This window comes from Marinifilum fragile (assembly GCF_963677365.1).
Lineage (GTDB): Bacteria > Bacteroidota > Bacteroidia > Bacteroidales > Marinifilaceae > Marinifilum > Marinifilum fragile.
The window spans coordinates 596558-617922 of record NZ_OY781962.1 but is presented as its reverse complement, the minus strand read 5'-3'; the positions used below and the strand labels follow the sequence as shown (position 1 = coordinate 617922).

The window sequence follows — 21365 nt, the reverse complement described above, 5'->3', positions numbered from 1 at the left end:
CGCCCCCTCAGTCACCCATCACGATTCATGATCTAAATGAAAAAAACTCTCCCGATTAAGAACCTTATGGATTTTGATCCTCAAAATCCTACAAGTTCTAAACCGCGATCAAACAGTTTTTCATTTTTAACAATCATTTCATCTATGGGTCCCGACCTGCGGAGTCGATGCCCATCGTCTGCGAACTACCTTCTATTAAAAATTCCTACAACTACTATAGAACCAATCAGACTATGATTTTGGTAATAACTTCTTCCAGGTAGCAAGCTTCCACTCCACAGGTTTTTCCATGGAAGTAATCCACTTGTCGAAGGCAGCTTTCATGCTTTTCACTTTTTCAGGATGCTTGGCAGCCAAGTTATTTTCTTCGCCCGGATCATTTTTAATGTGGAACAACTCAAAACGATCTCCCACAGGATAGTAATGCATCATGTAGTCACCTTCCAACACGGTTCCTGCCGGATCAGACAAATACTCCTTGTACTGACTTGAAGGAACAGTAGTAATCTCAAGGCTTCCCTTCACATATTTTTCGTAATCAGACCAGAAACCAAGGTTGGTATCGCTCCAGTGGTAAGCCTGTGTTCCAGCCCAGAAAAGCTGTCTGCTGTTTCCTTGCTTATTCTCTCCGCGAATTACAGAATTCAAATCGATACCATCAACTCCTTTTGGCAATTCAATTCCTGCTTCAGCCAAAGCTGTAGGCAACAAGTCCATGGCAGAAACATTATCGGTAATCACTTTTCCTTCTTTATATTTTCCAGGATACCAGGCAAACATCGGTACATGAATACCTCCCTGGAACATCAAACCTTTGTTTCCTTTAAAAGCTCCGTTCAACGGTAGCGGTGAATCCACAACGGCACCATTATCACTTACAAACAAAATCATGGTGTTCTTGTCCAGCTTCAACTCTTTTAGCTTGGCAACAATTTGTCCAATCCCCTCGTCAACGGCAGCCAGGGTTGCATAGTAGTTGTCCACCTCGGGATTACCGGTATTGAATCGCTGATATTTTCTTGGAGCCTGCTCCTCCAAAGGAATGTGTGGCGCATTATACGACAGATAAATGAAGAACGGATCTTTCTGATTCTTCTCGATATATTGCAAAGCCTCATCGGTGAACTCTTCGGTGATGTAACCTTGTGATTTTACATGCTCATAGTTTCTGAACAAGCTGGTTGCATTGTAATAGTTGCTTCCGTGATAGTTGAAACCATAGTAGTAATCGAATCCCTTGTTCAGTGGATGCTGATTTTTCACGCATCCGTAAATCGCATCGCGATGGTAATCTCTGGTTTTCTCTACCAATGAGTCGATGGTCAACTCTCCCAGGTGCCATTTCCCAATCATTGCAGTTTTGTAGCCATTCTCCTGGAAAGTCTCCGAAAGGAATGTCTCATCAGGACGAACGCCTGCTTCCGCATCGTAGTTGTTGTAGATTCCAAAACGCTGGGTGTATTTTCCAGTCAACAGGGCTGCCCTTGAAGGAGCACATGTAGTAGAAGCCACAAATGCATTGGTAAATTTAATTCCCTCGTTGGCCAGTTGGGAAGTATTCGGCATGGCCGTTTGTGCCGCATTGTATGCCGCCTCAACAACCGTAGTATATCGCTTGGTCACCTGTGTATTTTTCAACTGATCCTGGCTATAGGAATTCGGATCGAAATTCAACTGACCATATCCCTGGTCATCGGTTACCACCACAATTACATTTGGTTTTTGATTGGCCTCTGCAGCCTGGTTTGTTGTTCCTGTTGCGCATGCACCCAAAACTACGGGCCACATTGCATGTATTGATTTTGATATCTTCACTTGGTAAAAATTTATTTTATATAGCAATACCCAAATATCCTATTAAGCCCGATTCTTCAAGGGTAAAATCATCCGAATGAACTCCAATATCATCCACGAACATGCCGTAAGCCTCCTCATTCCTCCTAAATTCAAGCATTTCTATTTATGGGACATATTCTAATAACCATCTTCCATCGACAAACTTGTATTTACCATATTTCATCTTTAGATTTAAATCTCAAATAAAACTCAAACAAATCATGAATCGTTTTAAAACAAAAATGACCAATACTATGGGTTTGATTGGTTGCACCGGAGTACTGCTTTCAGGTGCTTGCACGTCCACATCGAAAACAGAAAGCTCTCCCAACATCATCCTTTTCTTAGTAGATGATATGGGCTGGACCGACACCTCGGTTCCTTTTGGCAAAACTGCAACGCCAAACAATAAATACCAGAAAACACCAAATATGGAGTTGATGGCTCAGCAGGGCATCAAGTTTACCAATGCCTATGCAGCCAGCCCGGTTTGCTCGCCCACCCGATGCAGTATTCTTACGGGGAAAAACCCGGCCAGAAGCCAAATCACCAACTGGATTCCCGGACAGGGAAATGATGTTCCTGAATCGGAACAGAAATTATTCATTCCAGATTGGAACATTAACGGATTAACAGCTGCAGACATCACCTTCCCAAAAATATTGCGCGAACATGGCTACACCACGGCTCATATTGGGAAAGCTCACTTTGGAAAAGCAGGTACTTCAGGTGCTGATCCCAAACAGTTAGGTTTTGATTACAATATTGCAGGACATCATGCGGGTCATCCAGCCTCCTACTATTATCCTTACGGAAAAGAAGATAGCGGATACAAGGTTCCCGACATGGAAGAGTTTGCAAAAGACAGTCTCTACCTTACCGATGCCCTAACGGTGAAAGCAACACAGCTAATCGAAAAACTTTCGAATGAGAAGAAACCGTTTTTCCTGAATTTTGCTCACTATGCCGTTCACACTCCAATTCAAGAGCACAAAGAACTGGTTCAACAATTTATTCAGGAAGGAAAAACCGAAGCCGAAGCTAAATATGCTTCCATGGTGGCCAGTATGGATAACAGTTTGGGAGCTGTAATGAACAAGCTGAACGAACTAAAAATTGCTGACAACACGATCATCATCTTCATGTCGGACAATGGAGGCCTGATAACCCATGCGGGACATCCAACCACCAATGCTCCCCTTAGCGATGGGAAGGGAACTTGCCGTGAAGGAGGAATCAGGGTTCCTATGATGGTGAAGTGGGCTGGAAAAGTAAAGCCTGGCACTCAATGTGACGAACCCGTATGCAGCGACGATTTCTTCCCAACCATTCTACAAATGGCAGGAATTTCTCCTGAGGCCTTCCTGGAAACCATTGATGGAAAAGACTTGACACCTCTTCTTACCGGCAAGGGATCATTTGATCGTCCTGAAGGTCTTTGTTTTCACTATCCACACTATTGGGCATGGAAAGGCTTAAGAGATATCTATCCAAGTATTAAACCTTTTAGCTCCATTAGAATGGGCAAATGGAAACTTTGCTACGGCTATGAAGATGAAAAGGCAGAGCTATTCGATTTGGAAAATGACATCGCAGAGAAACACAATTTGATTGATGAGCATCCTGAAATCGCTAAAAAACTATGCACACAGTTGCGATCATATCTGAAAAGTGTTGATGCACAAACTCCGGTTGACAGACATAGTAGTAAATCCTTGGCCTATCCTAAATTATAAAGCTAAAAAATTGTACTTACCGCAACTTTTTGCGATACCTTTCGCAACTTATTGCAGTAAGTATCGAAACTTTTTGCGAAAGCTATAAAAATATCAAGCCTAAAGTACCCGGTAAAATTGTGGTAAGTACAATTGTTTCTTGTGGTGCTTTAGGCTTAAATCAATAAAGGCAAATTCATTTTCTAATTCAGCCTATAAGGTTTTCTTAATATGAAATCTGAACAGGGGTATTCACTTCTAAAGAAAGGTTCTTCATATACTCCTCCATTTCATCTGCTGTTTGAATCCCATTTTTTTAAAGGGTTTGAAGAATCTGATACACCCTTACATCAAACTCCCGTTATTTAGTTAAAATGAGCTTTTTCGACAGAAGCTGCCCATCCATTTGCAAGCGAACGATGTATACGCCAATGGGATTGGGAACATCAACACTTAATTCCTTTGAATCACTATGAAGTACTGATTTTAGCACTCGCCCTCCAAGGTCGTAAACCTGTACCATGGTATCACTGGGAAAAGGTCGAGAAGATTTAATCACAATCTTTCCATCTCTGCCGTATACCAATAAGTCATTATTACCATCGATATCATCCACGCCGGTCACTACGGTACTAAAAGAGTCTGTAGAAGAAAGAACGGAAACATTTCCCGCTTCATCCTCTGCCACGGCATGAAGCACATAAGATTCATTCTCCTGAAGATCATTCATCTGTCCTTCCCACACTTCATTAGCCACACAAGCATGTTGTCCGAAATGTACCGAACCAGCCCCGCTCATAACCTGTTCAGCAAGTGGCTTGGCATTGGCTGCCAAATCCACATACCAGTAAAGTGTTCCATTTTCATTACTGGTTAACTCCAAGCCTGCAGAGGCACCCTGAATGTCTTTTACCTGGATGTGCTTGATTACAGGTGCAACAGCGTCAGTGATTTCTTCACCTTTTGTCAGTTTAACCTCTCTTGGAATCCCATCTTTCACATTGAATTGAATTTTGGTTTCCGTATTGGTTCTCGACAAAATGCTGGCATCAGAAAATTGTCCATCCAACTCCCAGTTCCCCTTCAAGCGAATCACAATAACAGACTCCTGGCTAGCTTTGGCAGTAGTATAGGCAATTTCAGGAATATGAAGATCAGGATCGCAAACACTCAAATTTAATTTATCCTGTTCGGCATTGGCTTGTAGCATTACCAAAGCAGAAGCACTAATTTGCTTCACAAACTCATCCGATAATTCTGAACTTGCAGCAAAGAACACGTAGCCAGTGGTATTTGTAGCACGATCCCATACAATGTGAGCATTCTGATCTTGCTTTAACACCTTATAGGCAGCAGTTTCCGCTTGACTCATATTCGCAGCAAAGGCTTCCATTGCTGCCACATCAGCTTGCGGAAGAATAACATATTCATAGGTTTGATTCGAAGGTGAGGTTCCGTGATCGATCCAGGCGCTGGCAAAATCACCCTGAGTAGCAGCCTTGGTTTTATTATGACGGGAATCCTGGGTAGCTCTTGAAATTTTCAAGTGTGCACCTGATTTCAACCAATAGGCATTCCCAACAGGATCAACCAACCAGTGGTTCTTGTCGGCATTGAAATCCTGCTGCAAAGGAAAGCTTGTGATGGCATTGCTCCCATCAACATACATGGCTGTAGATTGATCTGTAAGATTTACCTGGAACAAAGTTGTTTCCGTAGGATATTGTGAATTGGAGTTTGAAATATCAGAGCCTAAACAGATGATTCGGTTTTCGAAACAGAACACCGACTTGTTGGCCTGATGATCAGCTGTGAAATTGGTTCTATCCTTTTCTCTCAACTTCATTCCAAAAATACCATTCTCACCACTCAAGTTCGAAGCTCCGGTAAATCCTTCATCCGATTTCTCCATCAAGGTTCCGCTGTTTGGGCTATCCAGCAAATTCAAAGGAAGGTGAATGCTGGTAGCTCCTGGATAACGATTCCAATCCCAACCATTTTCAACAAACCCACTTTTCGAAGAATTTACAGGATCACCGCTTCCGATTACCTGTACAGTTCCATAACTCTGGTAACGACCATACCTGTTATCTTTCGAATAGATTTCAGATCCCCATACATGTTTATTGTATCCTTTGACACTCACCATCCAATTGTCGCGACGATGAATCCCCAAAGCTCCATAGTTGTAGGTGAAGTTCCCACTTGGCGCCTCTTCCGCACTAATTCCCATACCTGCGAACTCTTTCTTGAAAGCGGTATTTGAGCTTTCTAATCTCATATAGGCCTGAGCCATCTCAGTCCAAATATCTTCACCCGTGTCCGGATTACCTGATTTAGCCAAATAGGCATAGGCATTTTTCATACCACTGCTAATGGTCCCTGCCAAAGGATGACGACCACAAATCCCAAATCCCCAATCCAAAAGATTGGAGTAGTTGCGCATAGCCATTATGCCTTTCCCAAAATTTCTTCTGGCCTCATTGGAAAGCGCATAACAAGTACCATTCACAAAACGAAGGTAGGTACCTACTCCGGCATATCCCCCCTTACTATAGGCAGGATACAAACCACCATGGTGAAATCCGCAACCATCCTCTTTGATACCGCCCATTGTACCTGGAACGATTTTCAATGAAATATCCATCCAGCGCTTAATGGCTTTCATTTCGCGGGCTTTTTCCGGAGAATCATCCATAGTCATCACCGCAATTAAACGAGGAATAACCGTAGTATTCCAGCTATCCATCAGCCCTTGCAAAGTTCCAACTTCCGGTTCAATTCTGTACTCCTGAATACCTGTCCAGTAATTCAGCATGGCAACGGCCTCATCCAATCTGCCATCAGCTTTCAAGGCATCCCTCATCAGAAGAACTGCAGGAGGAAACTCTCTGAAGTTATACCCATAATGGTGGTTGGTTCCCATACCACTACCAACATTCAGACCTTGATCCATCACATAATCCAGAAGATCGTAAAACATTTGTTTTGCCTCTTCATCCTTGTTGTGAAAGTATATCTGGGCAAGGTCTTGTAAAACCGGGCCAACCTGATTCATCTTAACGTCACCAATTGACTGGTCATACTCATCATCGCTTACGTATGGACGTCCTGTAATCTGTCCATCCAATCTTTGAATATCAAAACTTCTAAACTTGTCCTTAACCGTGGCAACCTTAGATGCAGTTGGCTGGGTTCCCTGGTAAGCCATTACCATCTCCTCTTTGATGGCATCAAAAGCCTTCTGCTCCTCAGCACTAACACTCGGTGCCAATGCAATATTGTGAGTATAATTATCGTACCAATACCAAAGTGCAGCCCAATGATTGTAGTTCATCGAAGGATTAATGTAAGGCAGCTGCTTATCTGGTGTTACCCTGTCGTGAATGCGAGTACTTGGAAACATCATTCTATCAAAACAGAGTGAGCCACTTTCTACATCAGAAGGGGCAATGATTTTCATATAATCCAAACTCTGATTGCTTTTGGGACCACTCATGTCATCTTTAAAGCGAATCCAACAGGCACGCCATCCTTTAAAATTGATCCCATAATCGAAGTAATAGTCTACACTACTTCCTTTTCCGAACTCAAATCTGATGGTACGATCAACAGGCGTTTCATTGTAGACCCACAACATCAATCCACCTTTATAGGTCGTTACTGCCGTATTAATGTTAGGAGGATTTGAAATATTCAACTCTGCCCCCTGATTCCAATCCCACTTGACCGATTGAGATCCCAACTTATAATGAGCACTACTCATTGTCAGACTGGAACCGGAGCTGGTGCTCCATCCCGCGGGAACGGAATTTTCCAAACCGATGTACTGTGCGTAACTCAACATGCAAGTACAACACATCAGCATCAGTAATAACAAAATATTCTTTTTCATCAGTTTATAATTTTCTTTTCATAACCATAAATTAAATAATCATTACTGTGTGTGAGTTAATAATTATTTAATCATGGACGTTTCATTGTTAGTTATTTATAATATAAAAGAGGATGGCTCTTCACATTTTGTGCCTGTGAATTGCAGATAGTTCCTGCAAAAAGAATAATCATCAAGACCACCAACACAAGATCTCCCAATCTAATTTTCAATCTTTCTTTCATTATCGTATTCTATATTTTCAAGCTTATCTCCTGATTATCTGACTCTAATGCCAACACCTATTCATTCAGGCCTCCCACTCGGGTCACTTTCTGAGCCGTAACCATTACTACCGATAGCCATGCTATGATTAGCAAGCTGATGCTTTTTCTATATGTCTTACTCATCTTTCCTTTTAATCTGATATACCTTCACATTATCAACACTCATATGGTTGTTGATGGTTCGTATTCCAAACCAACCCTTTTCATAAGCATCCTCATCCTTAAAATCATATATTATTGCTCCATCACGGATAAACTGTACTCGTCCATTTAAAGCAATTAGCTGAATTCTGTAGGTCTTGTTCGCTTCTATCAGCACATCTGGAGATGACAAGTCATGTCCGGCAAGAAGAGGTTTGTTCCCATCTCCTGCATAACGGCGAAAACGAGTTTTTGTATTGTTATGACCTCCCATTCCCACATAGTACAATTGCAAGGTATCATAATCATGAAACATTCCTGATGCCTTTCGGGGAGAGCTAAACAAGTCTTTCGGATTTCTAGGATCAGTCGCATTCCAAAAACAATTCAAATCACTCACCCTATCATTTGGACCATTTTTCCCTATTACTGTCGCATCATATTCAATTAAGACTCCTCCCTCGAAATATTGATCCAGCCAGATGGAAGCTCCCTTACAAACATCAATATCCATCTTTCCGTCTTTCATCAAAACTGAGCTGCATGAATCCTCCTGAATTTCACAAATCCAATTGCTCAAACTACCATCACTAAAGGAATCTTCAAACAGTAATTTCGATATTTCATACCAATTTTCTTTTTCAGATTTTGCATTACATGCCCATAAAGAAAGCACAAGAAATACCAGTCCAAATAATCGCATCATTTTCTTCTATTTTAAAAATATTACACCCCAGACTTACAAGGGGTCAATAAACAACAATTCTGAGCACTTGCCTGCTCCTGAAAACGATTTCAAGATACCTGAAAGTATTACCTCACACAAACTAAGCCTGTCCCAAATATCCATTTCGGCACATCAGTAAAGCAAGAAGCCCGAAAACACACTGATACACCAGGTTTTAAAAAATCGTACAATATCTTCCGTACGATTTTACACACTTGGAAAACATCATTAATAATTGCTTGTTAATACAGCTTTCTTTTTGGGTATCTGCACCTTACCGACATCCACCACAAAACAACTTGATTTATATGGAGATAATCCGCTTTCTTCCCATCCATAATTCTCCGAACAATTGCTACACTTCTAACAACAAGAAAATTAAGCTAGTCGCATTTTTTGAAACCCATAACACACCTCCGCTTAAGCCCTGAATTACTGATACTTACAAAACTTTCCTATAGGAATAGTACCAGAAATGAAAAAGTCCTCCATCTCACAGGACGCAATTCATAATTTTAAATGCAACTCATAGAAGAATCACGCAAGAATGAACAAAGAATCTCTCTATGATGCAATGAAAAAACAACACTGGGAAGCTTATTACTAATTCAACCTTCCAAAGACAAAATTTGATGGTTGAAATAGTCGGGAGATGCCAGGAATCATTAACAAAAAAACAAGAATCATATGAACAGGATCCACACCATCTGTTTCACATTTTTTGCCTGTCTACTTTTGTCGACAAGTGCCTCGTCACAGGAAAAAGGAAATGCAGATCTTCAAAAAATAAGAACAGAACTCCAAGGAAACAAGTTATCCGCAAAGGGAGAATCTCTCAACACAGAAAAAACACTCTCCTTACTTCAGGACGATGGTAGTTTTTCCGATGAAACTCCCCAAACAAAACATATTAGAGGGCGAATCACTCAATTAGCCATTGATTACAACAAAGCAAAACACCCCAACAAAAAGGAGTTGCGAAAGGCTATTTACAGTTCCTTGCAATATTGGATCAATCATCGACCAAAATATAAATTCCCAAGTGTGCCTTTTGAAACGCTAAGAGCGATGGCTGCCATTGAGTTGGTTATCTATAATGACATGATAAAAGAGAGGGAGTCAAACCCAGCCATGGCAGGTACAATAGACACACTGATTCAAAGCATTAGCGAATTTAGTCACTGGTGCTGGTATAATGGCAAAAGTCCTAAAGTCTTTGATAAACACGAAGGTCATAACAGAGGTGGCAATGTAGGTTACCGCTTGTGGGGCATGACAGCCATAGCTTCCTGTTCAGAAAACGAAAGCGAGATGGATTGGGTACACGAAATTGTAAAAGAACAGTTTCCAAGAGTAGTGAATACTCCGACAGATTTGCCAACTGGCTTTACTACTGATGGATCGTGGATTCAACACAATGCTGGAGGTGCACAAAACTACTGGGTTGGATATGGAGTTCACTGGATTAACCATATTCTTAACTATGCTGAAGTAACAAAGGGAACACCATGGGCTCTTACAGAAAAAGAATGGAACACCATTGCTGACTACTATCTAGATGGCATACAGTGGTATCATTTTAAAAACCGTGCGGCCCTGAACTTAGCCGGAAGACACAATGCATTGAAAAAAGCTCCGGCTGATAATGGAGAGATAAAGAAAAACATCACCAAACTGATGGCAGTTGCTCCATATACATTTGAAAGAGAAGCTGAATTAAAAACACTTCTTCAAAAACAGGGGGCAACACACACCGCAACACTTGATTCCACCAAGTATTTCTGGAATACAGATTTGTTGATACATAGCACCCCTAATGCTTACTTCTCAATCAAGATGTTATCAAACCGAACTACTGGATGCGAAACCTCTGAAAGTGAAAGGGCTCACGGGAAAAACAACTTCTTTAGTGGTGATGGTTCTACCATGATCTACCGAAATGGAAAAGAATACGACAAAGCACGTATTGGATGGAATTGGCGCGCTTTACCAGGAATTACTGCTCTTCAAAAAACCGGAAAGTTGCCATTAAGTCCATGGGGACGTGAAAGTAAAAGTAAAAATCAATTTGCCGGCGGATTGGCAGCCAACAAAAAAGGGATTGCTGCCTTTCAATACGATCGCGTAAATAACTATGCAAACCTGCAAGCCAACAAAGCATACTTTACCTATGACAATGTGCTTCTAGCCTTAGGAAACAGCATCAGGAAAAACAAAAATGATGATTTCGATGTATGGACAACACTGAATCAAAGTATCAGAAACGGATCAATTCATTACAATATCAATGGCAAAAAAGGAAAGGTTAAGGAAGGTAAATCTTCAAATCTTAAGTTCAAAAACATCCAGAAAACTTCGTGGGTTTATCATGATGGCACTGCTTACCTGATTTTCCCAACAAAAAAAGAAAGTTCACTGTTGCTATTTGCCGAAGATAGAACTGGTAACTGGGCAGACCTGGATGGCCGCTATTTAAATGCAAATAACAAGGCAGGCCAATTGGAAGAAACCTCCATTTTTCAGCTCTCCTTATCACATGGCAAAAACCCTGATCAAGCCGATTACTCCTATCTGGTAATCCCTGGAATTGAACTCAGCACGCTAAAAGAAATCTGTAAAGAGAATTTCCCTCTTATCATTCAAAACAATGATGGACAGCAAGCTATTCAAATTGATGCCAACACTTATATGATGGTCTTCTATAAGAAAGGATCAGTATCGCTAAAAGGTGGAATCAGTTTGGAAAGTGATGTACCTGTTATTGCCATGCTATCCCTAAACAATGAAGAGGCTGTGCTTCAAGTTTCAGATCCTCTTCATCAGCAAAAGAGTGGAAAGATAAAAATCAATACAGGGAATAACATTCTTGAATCAAACATTGACTTCCCACAAGGAATCAACGTTGGAAAATCAACTCAAATAATATTAAATCTTAAATAATAAAGTTCAAAAATGAAGCAAAATCTTCAATTTACGATTCTTTTGACTTGTATGGCCTTTCTTTGGTCATGCAATAGTCCAAAACATTCTTCTAATAATATTGTAGAGGAAAATGTAGAATTCGCGACTCAACAAATTGGTCGTGAAATAGAAAGTATGAATGCCAAAGGAGAAATCTTGAATCCCAGAACCATTCATGAGGATGGAACCACCAGATACAATACTCCTGAGCTTTGGACCAGTGGATTTTTTCCTGGTTCTTTATGGTATTTGTATGAATTAACAGGTGACAATAAATGGAAAACTGAAGCTGAGAAAGTTACTGAAACATTAGATACAGTTCAGTACCTAACATGGCATCACGATGTAGGTTTCATGGTATACTGTAGCTATGGTAATGGTTACAGACTAACTAAAAAACCAGAATATAAGGATGTAATTATTCAAGCTGCAAAATCATTAAGTACCAGATACCGTCCAAACGTGGGGGCAATCCAATCTTGGAACGTTCACCGTGGATGGCAAGCAAAAAGAGGATGGCAATGTCCGGTGATCATTGACAATATGATGAACCTGGAACTGTTGTTCGAAGCTACAAAACTAAGCGGCGATAATAGCTTTAGAGATATCGCTATTAAGCATGCTGAAACAACTATGGATCACCATTTCCGTGAAGATTACAGCTCATATCACGTGATCGACTACGATACCATCACAGGTCAAGTTCGCAACAAAGTTACCGCTCAGGGATATGCTGATCATTCTGCCTGGGCACGTGGACAAGGTTGGGCTATTTACGGATATACACTTTGTTACCGTGAAACCAAAGATCCTAAGTTTTTTAAACAAGCGGAAGCTATTGCCAACTTCCTTTTCACACATCCAAGAATGCCTAAGGACCTTGTTCCTTATTGGGATTTCGACTGCAAAGACATTCCAAATACCCCAAGAGATGCTTCAGCGGCAAGTGTAATTGCCTCTGCATTGTATGAGTTAAGCACTTACAGTCCTGAAAAATCTGCTACATACAAGAAATTGGCCGATGAAATTGTTGTTAACCTTTCCTCACCTGCTTATCGTGCTAAACTGGGAGAGAACAACAACTTTTTATTGATGCACAGTGTGGGAAGTATCCCTCATGGAGCAGAGATTGATGTTCCTTTAAACTATGCTGACTATTATTTCCTGGAAGCTCTTTGCAGAAAAAGAGAATTGGAAAAACTAGCAGCCAAATAAATTCAACTTGTCCCCGTCACTGTTCGGGGACAAGCTTTACTTTTATATTCTTGTAATAGAAAAGTATCAAATATTGATTTTGGTACACTTTATTTCTCAATCATTATCTTGCATCCGGCAGGTATTCTTTTCTTGCAACAGCAAAAGTCAATACATTTACAATGCATACAAAAAAACATACCAAATTACTTCACTGTTTAAGACAGGCCTTACTGGTAGCCTGTGTTCTTATCAGTGCCAGGTTATCAGCTCAGGACCTTTTCGTACCTGAAATCATCTCCTTCGAAGGAGAGCAAGTAAACTCTCAGTGGAGTGCTGATTCAAAATCAGAATTACAAGTTAGCGAACGTCATTTTAAACATGGCAAGCAAAGCTTACAATGGACATGGGAACGCAAAGGTTTTCTGGAACTGGATCAAAATATAAACTTTACTCCCTTTAACCCTGAAGCGGTGGACAAGTCAATTCCAACCTTTTGCTTTTGGGTTTACAATGAAACTCCTAAAGATGAAAAAATCACTGTTCAGTTTGCTACTGATGCAACTGTAAACTGTGAATTTGAATTCGGATTAAACTACAAAGGATGGAGAGCTGCCTGGGTAGCTTTCGAACGCGACATGAAAGGTACTCCAGTAACCAGCATGAACAAGATGAGAATCATCGCTCCTGAAAATACTTCTGGCAGCTTGTATTTCGATCACATCATGTTGTGCACCCCTGCCGACAGCAGATGGAATACTCCTGACTACCAGGTTCCATTTGTGAATGCAAAAACTGAAAACCACTGGTTGGTTCTTTACAAGTCGAGCTTAAACAAGCCAAGCCAAAAACTTGAACCACTGACTGACGAACAGATCAAAGGGATTCAGATGATCAACAAAAGGTATAGCAAGTCTGTCATTAAAAAAGTAAAAGTTACTGACAAGTTGATGAAGCAAATCAGAGATGACTATGCCAAATACAAAATTTCCAAAAATGAGGACCAAATCACCGGAGAAAACATTTGGTTTTGTCGTTTCTCAGAAATATACCACCCTTACACTAAGGATTGGAAGAACTACTTCAACAAGCATAACAAAGGCTTTCAGAAGTATACCAAATTAATGTATGATGTTGCCTGTGCCTATAACCAAACGGACAATGCAGAATACAAAAGCGAACTGGAGGAATTATTCTTCAACCTATCTGATCACCTAATCGATCAGGGCTGGGCTGAAGGTAGCGCCAACGGAACCCTTCATCATCTTGGATATAGCATGAGAACATACTACTCAGCCTATTTCCTAATGCGAGAATCATTAATTAGAACCCAAAGAGTAGACCAGGCTCAAAAAGCAATGGAATGGTACTCTGGTGTAAAAGAGGTGTATGCTCCCTTCCGTGGCAAAGGCATGAGCATTGATGCTTTCAACACTTCTGTAATGGGAAGATTGGCAAGTATCCTGATGCTGGAAGATTCTCCTGAAAAAGTACGCTACTTGAAAGCCTATGTAGCTTGGATCAACAACGGATTGGCACTTGCTCCTGGTTTGAAAGACAGCTTCAAGGTAGATGGTTCGGTTTTCCACCACGCCAATAATTACCCTGCCTATGCTACCGGAGGATATGATGGTGCAACAAAAATGGTGTACTTTTTTAGCAAAACTCCATTTCATGTTTCTGAAGAAGGACATCAAGTTTTAAAAGAATCATTATTAAAGACACGTCTTTTCTGTAATAAGGAAACCTGGCCAACATCAATGTCGGGACGCCATCCAAATGGGAAAGGAAAACTATCTGCTACTCATTATGAATTGATGGCCCTGTCAGGAACTCCTGATGGAAAGAAGAAAATTGACAAGGATATGGCTGCCGCTTACCTTAGATTAATGCAAGGTAAGAAAGCAACCAATAGTGTTAAGAAATTCCAAAAAGAAGGGATACAAGCTGAAGCTGATCCTAATGGTAACTGGACCATGAACTATGCTGCTCTGGGCATTCACCGCAGAGACAATTGGTCGGTTACTGCACAAGGACACAGCCGTTACTTATGGGCGGCCGAGCACTATATTGGAGCCAACTACTATGGTCGTTATATGAAACACGGACAGGTTCAAATTTTGGCCGGAACCGATAAGCCAAGTGTATTTACTGCCGGGTTTAATGTAAACGGTTGGGACTGGGGCAGATTTGCAGGTATCACTGCCATTCACTTGCCAATAGAACAATTGCGTGCCAACATTCTTAATGTTGATCAGGTAACTGGTTATGAGGAAATGCTTATGTCTGATGAAGCATTTGCAGGAGCCATTTCTTTGGAAGGAAAGAATGGTGCATGGGGAATGAAACTTCATGAACACGACAAATACAATGGGTCTCACCGTGCTTTAAAATCAGTTTTCTTTTTCGACGAGAAAATCATCTGCCTGGGTAGCGACATTGAAAATATCAATGCTGATTTTGAAACGGAAACCACCCTATTCCAAAACTATCTGAAGCAAGAATCTGATGCAGTTCAAATGAATGGCAAGGAAATTTCTGAATTTCCGTTTGCTTATGTAGGTAAAGGTAAAAAAGCGAACCTATTAACCGACAATGTTGGAAACAGCTTTTACATTCCATCAGCCTATACTGTAGAAGTGGGCAAGCAATTACAGCATTCAAAAGATCAGAAGAAGGAAACTCCAAACCAGGGAAACTTTGCAACTGCAGTGATTCGCCACGGCAAGGCTCCAAAAGGGGAATCATATGAATATGCCATATTGGTTCAAAGAGGACACAAAGAGTTGCAGAATTTTGCCAAGCAAATGAAGAAAAAGGCCAAAGCTCCTTATACCGTTCTTCAAAAGGACAGCAAAGCACACATTGTTCGTGAAAATGCAAGCAAAACAACTGCCTTTGTTCTGTTCGAAGCAAATGAACAAATCAACATCTCAGGAGTGAAAGCTGTTGATGCTCCTGCATTGGTAATGCTGAAAGATAAAAAAGACACCAAAGTTCTTAGCCTTTGTGATCCTGATCTGCACCTGTATGAAGGTCCGGCAGATGTAGTCATTGAAAATGGTAAAAGAAAGGAAAGAAGTATATATTCTCGCGAATGGAAAGACAACGAAAGTAAGATTTCAAAAGTGAGAATAAGCATTGAAGGAAACTGGTCTGTTCCAAACAACAAATACTGTACATTGATTAGCAACGAAGCCAATCAAACAGTATTGGAATTCAGCTGTCAGCATGGCTTGACCAGAGAAGTTGAACTACACAAAAAATAGATCATGGCTAAAGATATTTCAAGAAGAAACTTTATACGTAATACCGCCGCAATTACTGCAGGTATGACCTTGATTCCACAGGGCTTACTAAGTTCTTGTACCCGAAAAGGGAAAAAACCAAACTTGCTTTTCATCTTCCCGGATCAATACAGAAAGCAAGCCATGGGATTTATGAAGCAAGATCCTGTGTTAACACCAAATATCGATAAGCTGGCAAGCGATGGTGTTGTATTTAGCAATGCAGTTAGTAACCATCCGTTGTGTAGCCCATACCGTGGTATGATGCTAACCGGAAAATATCCATTGTCGAATGGAGTATTGTCTAACTGCCACTCGGGAAGGACAGAATTTGGGAACTTCTTAAAACCAGATGATGTTTGTTTCTCTGATGTATTGGCAAACAATGGTTACGATGCCGCCTATGTAGGCAAGTGGCACCTTGACGGGCCTACTCCAACTCAAAAGGGAGAAGCTAAAGTTTGGGATTCCTATTGCAAACCTGGCAAACACCGCCACGGATTTAATTTCTGGTATTCTTATGGCGCTGATGACAACCACTTGACTCCTCACTACTGGATCAACGATGCAGGTGAAGATCAGGCTCAATACTTTAAGCAATGGTCTCCTGAGCATGAAGCTGAAGTTGTGGAGAAGTACCTGGAAAATGCTGGTGACAAATTCAGAAATGATGACAAGCCATTTGCCATGTTCTGGGCCATCAACCCACCTCATCATCCATTTAACCTGGTACCTGAAAAATACAAGGAACGTTTCGAAGGAAAAACAGAGAAGGATGTTCTGAACCGTCCGAACGTACAGTTTACCGACAACAGAGAGATGGGTGACAAAGGTTTTGGCGATATGTTCGTGGAAAAAAGAATCGATCAGTCCATTGATTACTTCTCAATGTGTGAAGGAGTAGACCTACAAATTGGAAAAGTTTTGAAAAGCTTGAAAGAACAAGGTTTAGACGAAAACACAATCGTAATCTTTACTTCTGATCACGGAGAAATGCTAGGTAGTCAGGGTATGATGCACAAGAATATTTGGTTTAGCGAAGCCTTTGATATTCCATTCATTATTCGTTGGCCTAAGAAGATTAAACCTGGCACCGATGACTTGTTGATGAGTGTACCTGATGTAATGCCTACCCTACTTGGTTTAATGGGAATGTCGGATGATATCCCATCTGAAGTAGAAGGAAAAGACTACTCAGGAATCTTCAGAAATGAGAAAGTAGACCGTCCGGAGGCGGCCTTGTATTTCTTTGCCAAACCAGAAGACGATACTGAAAAACGCAGAGGTGTGAAAACACATACCCACACTTATGTGATCGCATATGATAACAAAGGAGAGAAACATCATTTCCTGTATGATGATGTAAACGATCCATATCAAATGACAAACATTTATGGAGAGAATACGGAACTGGAGCAAGATTTAACCGAAAAGCTTCGTGAAATCTTAATCCGCACAAACGATCCGTTTGTTTCCTATTTATAATACCAATTATCACACCAAATGCGCCTAATAAATCACATCTTTTCTTTTAGGCTCATTTAGTATTATAATTGGAATAAGACTTAGCATATCTTGATTCAAAAAAGGGCTGAGTAGTAAATTTGCACTTTGGCTAAAGTGCCATCCAATCATTTCATTGAAATTATCGCTTCACTTTTACTGGATGTTTACTACTGGCCCTTTTTCTAAACTTTAAAGTAATGAACAGAATACATCTATACCTTCTCACCGGACTTCTCACTTTTCTTACGCTTCAGGCAGTAGCGCAGGAATCCCTGGAAAAGGGAAAAGAGAAGAAATTGGTATACGAGTGTGACTTCAATCAAAAATCATCATTGGAAGACTGGGTGATGGAAGGACCGGGAATTGCTAAAATCAACAAGGGTCGCCTGGAACTCTATTCCCATTATCACAAAAAGGTGAACCGAAAGATGAAAAAGGGTGAGATTGTTTTTGAAGAAGGTACAGACAAGTGGTATCAGAACTACGTAGATGGCCTGGCTTTAAAAGCAGAACCTCACATGTATTCTTCCTACAAGCTGGACAATACTTTTAGAGGTGGACACCTGGTATACTGGAACAAAACCATTACACCGCAAGACTACGTGATTGAATTCGATTTTCAGAGTCCTATTCCCTACCCTTTGCACATGATCATGTTTTCAGCAACAGGTACAAAAGGGGAAAATGTATTCCATCCTTCCCTGAATAAGCGCTGTGGTGTGGCCGCTCAGTATACGAAGGGTGACATATACAATTATCGCATTTCCTTTCTGGCGCCCAAACGCGGCACTGCCAATATGCGCAAATGTCCCGGCAGAAGGTTGGTAACAAAAGGCCAGGACTTAACGCTTAAAAACCTTACCGGAAAACATCACATGAAGGTTATTAAATGGAAAGACCAGATTGAATTCAGGATAGACGGCCAATTGGTTTTCCAGTATCACGATAAAGAATCGGATGCTGCACTGGGAGCAGGACAAACAGCCATTCGCTTGATGGTTCCTGCCAGAGGATATTACGACAACTACCAAATCTTTGAATTAAAATAGAAATTCAGCACATAAACTACCTTCCCCTTTTCCCCTGCGACAAAGGGGATTTTTTATGCTCACCTACCTCGAATCACTTAAAAAAGTGCACTTATAAACTATGAAGCCTTCCTGATTTCAGGAAAACAAAAGAACTAATTCCTACCACTTCTAATAAAAAAGGTACAGCATCCTTGCTAATTGAGCCTGAAAAAGCATCCATTCTATCCCAAATCCTAATTTTGGCACTTCCCAACACTCTAAATCCACCTGAAAAACATTCTATTTCCATTTATTCGCGCTAAGCTAATTTTCAAAATATTAATTCAGGAAAAATTAAAATATGCGATCAAGCCTCTTATTCCTATTTTTCGTTTGTCTGTTCTCTGTAAATATGCAGGCTCAGGACCTAAGCATTACAGGACAAGTTTTCGATACAAAACTCAATGAATCCTTACCTTTTACACAGGTTGCCATTTCCAATATCAATTCGGAGAGTGGCATGAGTGGAACCCTGACCGATGACGAGGGAAGCTTTTCCCTTGCCGTAAAACAGAACAGCACCTATAAAATCATTATCCAGTACCTGGGATATGAGACCTACGAGAAGCTCCTGAATGTAACAACTGAAAGCATAGATCTGGGAGTTATTCCTCTCTATCCATCGGCACACAACCTACAGGAAGTATTTGTAACTGCCGAGAAAAAGTCAATCGGTAAGGAAAATGGAAATTGGGTGTTGTATCCCGATAAATTACCTGAAGGGGGAACCAACTCAGCCATTGAATTGCTAAGTTCCATTCCGTCAGTTTCTGTTGATATGGAGGAGGCAGTCAGTATTCGAGGGCGTCAAGCCAGCATATTAATCGATGGGGTTAAGATTGACGATCAATCAGAGTTGGATCAAATCTCTCCCTCCTCTATTGCTAAAATTGAAGTCATTCAAAATCCATCAGCAAAGTATGATGCCGATGGAAGTGTGATCAACATTCAGCTTAAATCGCCGATACAATCTCGGTCTTCGAGTAAATTCAGAGCTTCTGTTGATCACTTTGGAAATCACCAGGAGAACTTCTCCACTAACAAAAAACACAATAAATGGGGAGGATTCTTTCAAGTCAACTCCAACATCAATGAATTTAATACCACCATCAATCAGCTGCGAGAAAATCTCTTGCCCGGCAACTCCCCTTATATCAGGCAAGCCAGGGACGAATGGCAAAAAACCAACAGCCAACAGGCCAGAACCGCAATCAACTACCGACCATCGGAAAAACACCTGTTTAAAATAGATGGACTGTGGCAAAATAATCAGGTAGATCCACAAATCAACATCTTTAAAGAACTATTAAATGAAGAACAGGTTCTGACCCAATACACCGAACAGGAGCAAGCCTTTGAGAAGGATAAATTTACACAGCAGTATCGCGCACAATACATCGGGAAATGGGACAAGCAGACTTTAAAAGTAAGCAGCAGCTATCGCAAACAAAAACAGTATGAAGACAGGCTGATGTCCAGCCTGAATTTTGATCCTGAAGGGAAGCCAATCAATACCCTTCCGGCAGAGAAGAAAGATGATATTAATCTATCGGTTCAAAAGGTTCAAAGTAATCTGGACTACGAAAGAGAATTGAGTGATAAACTGAGCTTTGAAGGAGGAATCGATTGGAGCATGGAAAAACAAACACAGAACTCAATTCAGGAAAAGTACAATCATAGCGAGCAGGATTGGATCATGGTACCATCTAAAACCTTCAACTATCAATATGAAAACAGCAGTTCTGCCCTTTACGGGATTATTGACTTTAAAACCGACAATTGGTTCATTACAGCCGGATCAAGACTGCGATATGTTGACAGGTCGACCAACAATGCTCGTAACGAAATTGGAAATCAACAACACAACTCCTACCTGAGCCTTTTACCAACCTTTCATGCAGGAAGAAATTGGGAACATAGCGATGTGAGTATCTCCTACAAGAAAAGCCATAAACTGCCACGTTCAGGCCAGTTGAACTCTTATAAAAACGATGCCACCCCACTGAATATCTATTTTGGGAATCCCGATTTAAAACCAGAAAAAGAACATTCTGTTTCACTGGATTATGCCTTGCACAAAGAGAAGTTTCAAGTGGGGATTGCAATCTTCCATCGCTTTGTAGAAAATGTGATCATGCAAGAATACTATACCATTGGAGATACTCTTTTTAGAAGCTTCGACAATTTAGCAAAACAATTTGTGACCGGTAACGAGTATACCTTTAATTACTTGCCAGCCAAATGGTGCAGATTAAACGGAAGTGGCTCCATCTTCCATCAAAAGTTCTCAGGAAAAGGTATTTCTCTGCAAAAAAAGCAATTGTGGAGCTATAGCTACAAGCTTACCGGACAATTTAAACTGCCCAAAAGTGTAAGCATGCATGTGAACTACACCTATAATTCGAAAACCTTAATGCCTAACGGCCTGAAAGGAGAACTTTACAATCTGGACATGGCCTTTAGTCGCGATTTTTTCAAAAAGAAACTAAAGGTGTCGCTTAAAGGAGCGAATTTACTTGATAGCAAAAAACAATGGAACGAGGCCGAAAACATACAGTTTGTTTCTCGAAGCTCAAGGTATATGGATACCAGAAGACTTATTGTAGGCTTGGTGTACAAATGGCAGCATTCCAATTGATTGCAACAACTAAACTGAGAAGCTAAAACGGTACACCAATCAGCCTGAAGGTAGGCTGAGAGTTCTTTCTGTGCTGGTAATATTATAATGTCATCGTAAGCATAGTTACGATGACGTCGTAAGCATAGT

General features: G+C 40.8%; 12 protein-coding genes. 7 read left to right on the top strand and 5 right to left on the bottom strand.

Going from position 1 to position 21365, the window contains the following annotated elements:
- Positions 1-231: 231 nt before the first annotated feature.
- Positions 232-1815 (bottom strand): sulfatase-like hydrolase/transferase, encoded by a 1584-nt coding sequence (locus tag ACKPCA_RS02175; RefSeq protein ID WP_321281103.1) that lies wholly within the window; start codon positions 1813-1815, stop codon positions 232-234.
- A gap of 16 nt (positions 1816-1831) precedes the next feature.
- Positions 1832-1954: a hypothetical protein gene (locus ACKPCA_RS02170; RefSeq protein WP_321281102.1), complete on the bottom strand. Its 123-nt coding sequence runs from the start codon at positions 1952-1954 to the stop codon at positions 1832-1834.
- A 103-nt stretch (positions 1955-2057) separates the two neighbouring features.
- On the opposite strand from ACKPCA_RS02170, the gene ACKPCA_RS02165 reads away from it, so the two are divergent.
- Positions 2058-3572 (top strand): sulfatase, encoded by a 1515-nt coding sequence (locus ACKPCA_RS02165; RefSeq protein WP_321281101.1) that lies wholly within the window; start codon positions 2058-2060, stop codon positions 3570-3572.
- Between the two features lie 340 nt (positions 3573-3912).
- Here ACKPCA_RS02165 and ACKPCA_RS02160 read toward each other — a convergent pair whose 3' ends face one another.
- Both ACKPCA_RS02160 and ACKPCA_RS02155 read right to left on the bottom strand, forming a co-directional pair.
- The gene (locus ACKPCA_RS02160) at positions 3913-7446 is read right to left on the bottom strand and encodes a chondroitinase family polysaccharide lyase (RefSeq protein WP_321281100.1); all 3534 of its coding nucleotides are present in this window, start codon (positions 7444-7446) and stop codon (positions 3913-3915) included.
- 381 nt (positions 7447-7827) lie between these two features.
- The gene (locus tag ACKPCA_RS02155; protein ID WP_321281099.1) at positions 7828-8559 is read right to left on the bottom strand and encodes a DUF6250 domain-containing protein; all 732 of its coding nucleotides are present in this window, start codon (positions 8557-8559) and stop codon (positions 7828-7830) included.
- 708 nt (positions 8560-9267) lie between these two features.
- Between ACKPCA_RS02155 and ACKPCA_RS02150 the strand changes: the two genes are divergently transcribed.
- The 5 genes from ACKPCA_RS02150 (at position 9268) to ACKPCA_RS02130 (ending at position 18577) form a co-directional block, all read left to right on the top strand.
- Complete coding sequence (locus tag ACKPCA_RS02150) at positions 9268-11520, top strand: polysaccharide lyase family 8 super-sandwich domain-containing protein (RefSeq protein ID WP_321281098.1); 2253 nt, start codon at positions 9268-9270, stop codon at positions 11518-11520.
- 12 nt (positions 11521-11532) lie between these two features.
- Positions 11533-12756: a glycoside hydrolase family 88 protein gene (locus tag ACKPCA_RS02145; protein ID WP_321281097.1), complete on the top strand. Its 1224-nt coding sequence runs from the start codon at positions 11533-11535 to the stop codon at positions 12754-12756.
- 161 nt (positions 12757-12917) lie between these two features.
- Positions 12918-16004, top strand: coding sequence for a chondroitinase family polysaccharide lyase (locus tag ACKPCA_RS02140; protein ID WP_321281096.1), 3087 nt, complete (start codon positions 12918-12920; stop codon positions 16002-16004).
- Positions 16005-16007: 3 nt separating this feature from the next.
- Complete coding sequence (locus tag ACKPCA_RS02135) at positions 16008-17507, top strand: sulfatase family protein (protein WP_321281095.1); 1500 nt, start codon at positions 16008-16010, stop codon at positions 17505-17507.
- A 218-nt stretch (positions 17508-17725) separates the two neighbouring features.
- Entirely contained in the window at positions 17726-18577 is an 852-nt protein-coding gene (locus ACKPCA_RS02130) for a DUF1961 family protein (RefSeq protein WP_321281094.1), read from the top strand.
- 91 nt (positions 18578-18668) lie between these two features.
- On the opposite strand, the gene ACKPCA_RS02125 is transcribed toward ACKPCA_RS02130, so the two are convergent.
- Entirely contained in the window at positions 18669-18848 is a 180-nt protein-coding gene (locus ACKPCA_RS02125) for a hypothetical protein (protein WP_321281093.1), read from the bottom strand.
- Positions 18849-18899: 51 nt separating this feature from the next.
- Between ACKPCA_RS02125 and ACKPCA_RS02120 the strand changes: the two genes are divergently transcribed.
- The gene (locus ACKPCA_RS02120; RefSeq protein ID WP_321281092.1) at positions 18900-21236 is read left to right on the top strand and encodes a TonB-dependent receptor; all 2337 of its coding nucleotides are present in this window, start codon (positions 18900-18902) and stop codon (positions 21234-21236) included.
- Positions 21237-21365 lie beyond the last annotated feature (129 nt).

Excerpts from the sequence above, each read along its gene's own strand:
- ACKPCA_RS02135 (WP_321281095.1), top strand. The coding sequence starts at position 16,008 with ATGGCTAAAGATATTTCAAGAAGAAACTTTATACGTAATACCGCCGCA.
- ACKPCA_RS02120 (WP_321281092.1), top strand. The coding sequence starts at position 18,900 with ATGCGATCAAGCCTCTTATTCCTATTTTTCGTTTGTCTGTTCTCTGTA.
- ACKPCA_RS02165 (WP_321281101.1), top strand. The coding sequence starts at position 2,058 with ATGAATCGTTTTAAAACAAAAATGACCAATACTATGGGTTTGATTGGT.
- ACKPCA_RS02170 (WP_321281102.1), bottom strand. The coding sequence starts at position 1,954 with ATGCTTGAATTTAGGAGGAATGAGGAGGCTTACGGCATGTTCGTGGAT.
- ACKPCA_RS02155 (WP_321281099.1), bottom strand. The coding sequence starts at position 8,559 with ATGATGCGATTATTTGGACTGGTATTTCTTGTGCTTTCTTTATGGGCA.
- ACKPCA_RS02145 (WP_321281097.1), top strand. The coding sequence starts at position 11,533 with ATGAAGCAAAATCTTCAATTTACGATTCTTTTGACTTGTATGGCCTTT.
- ACKPCA_RS02140 (WP_321281096.1), top strand. The coding sequence starts at position 12,918 with ATGCATACAAAAAAACATACCAAATTACTTCACTGTTTAAGACAGGCC.
- ACKPCA_RS02160 (WP_321281100.1), bottom strand. The coding sequence starts at position 7,446 with ATGAAAAAGAATATTTTGTTATTACTGATGCTGATGTGTTGTACTTGC.
- ACKPCA_RS02125 (WP_321281093.1), bottom strand. The coding sequence starts at position 18,848 with ATGGAAATAGAATGTTTTTCAGGTGGATTTAGAGTGTTGGGAAGTGCC.
- ACKPCA_RS02130 (WP_321281094.1), top strand. The coding sequence starts at position 17,726 with ATGAACAGAATACATCTATACCTTCTCACCGGACTTCTCACTTTTCTT.
- ACKPCA_RS02150 (WP_321281098.1), top strand. The coding sequence starts at position 9,268 with ATGAACAGGATCCACACCATCTGTTTCACATTTTTTGCCTGTCTACTT.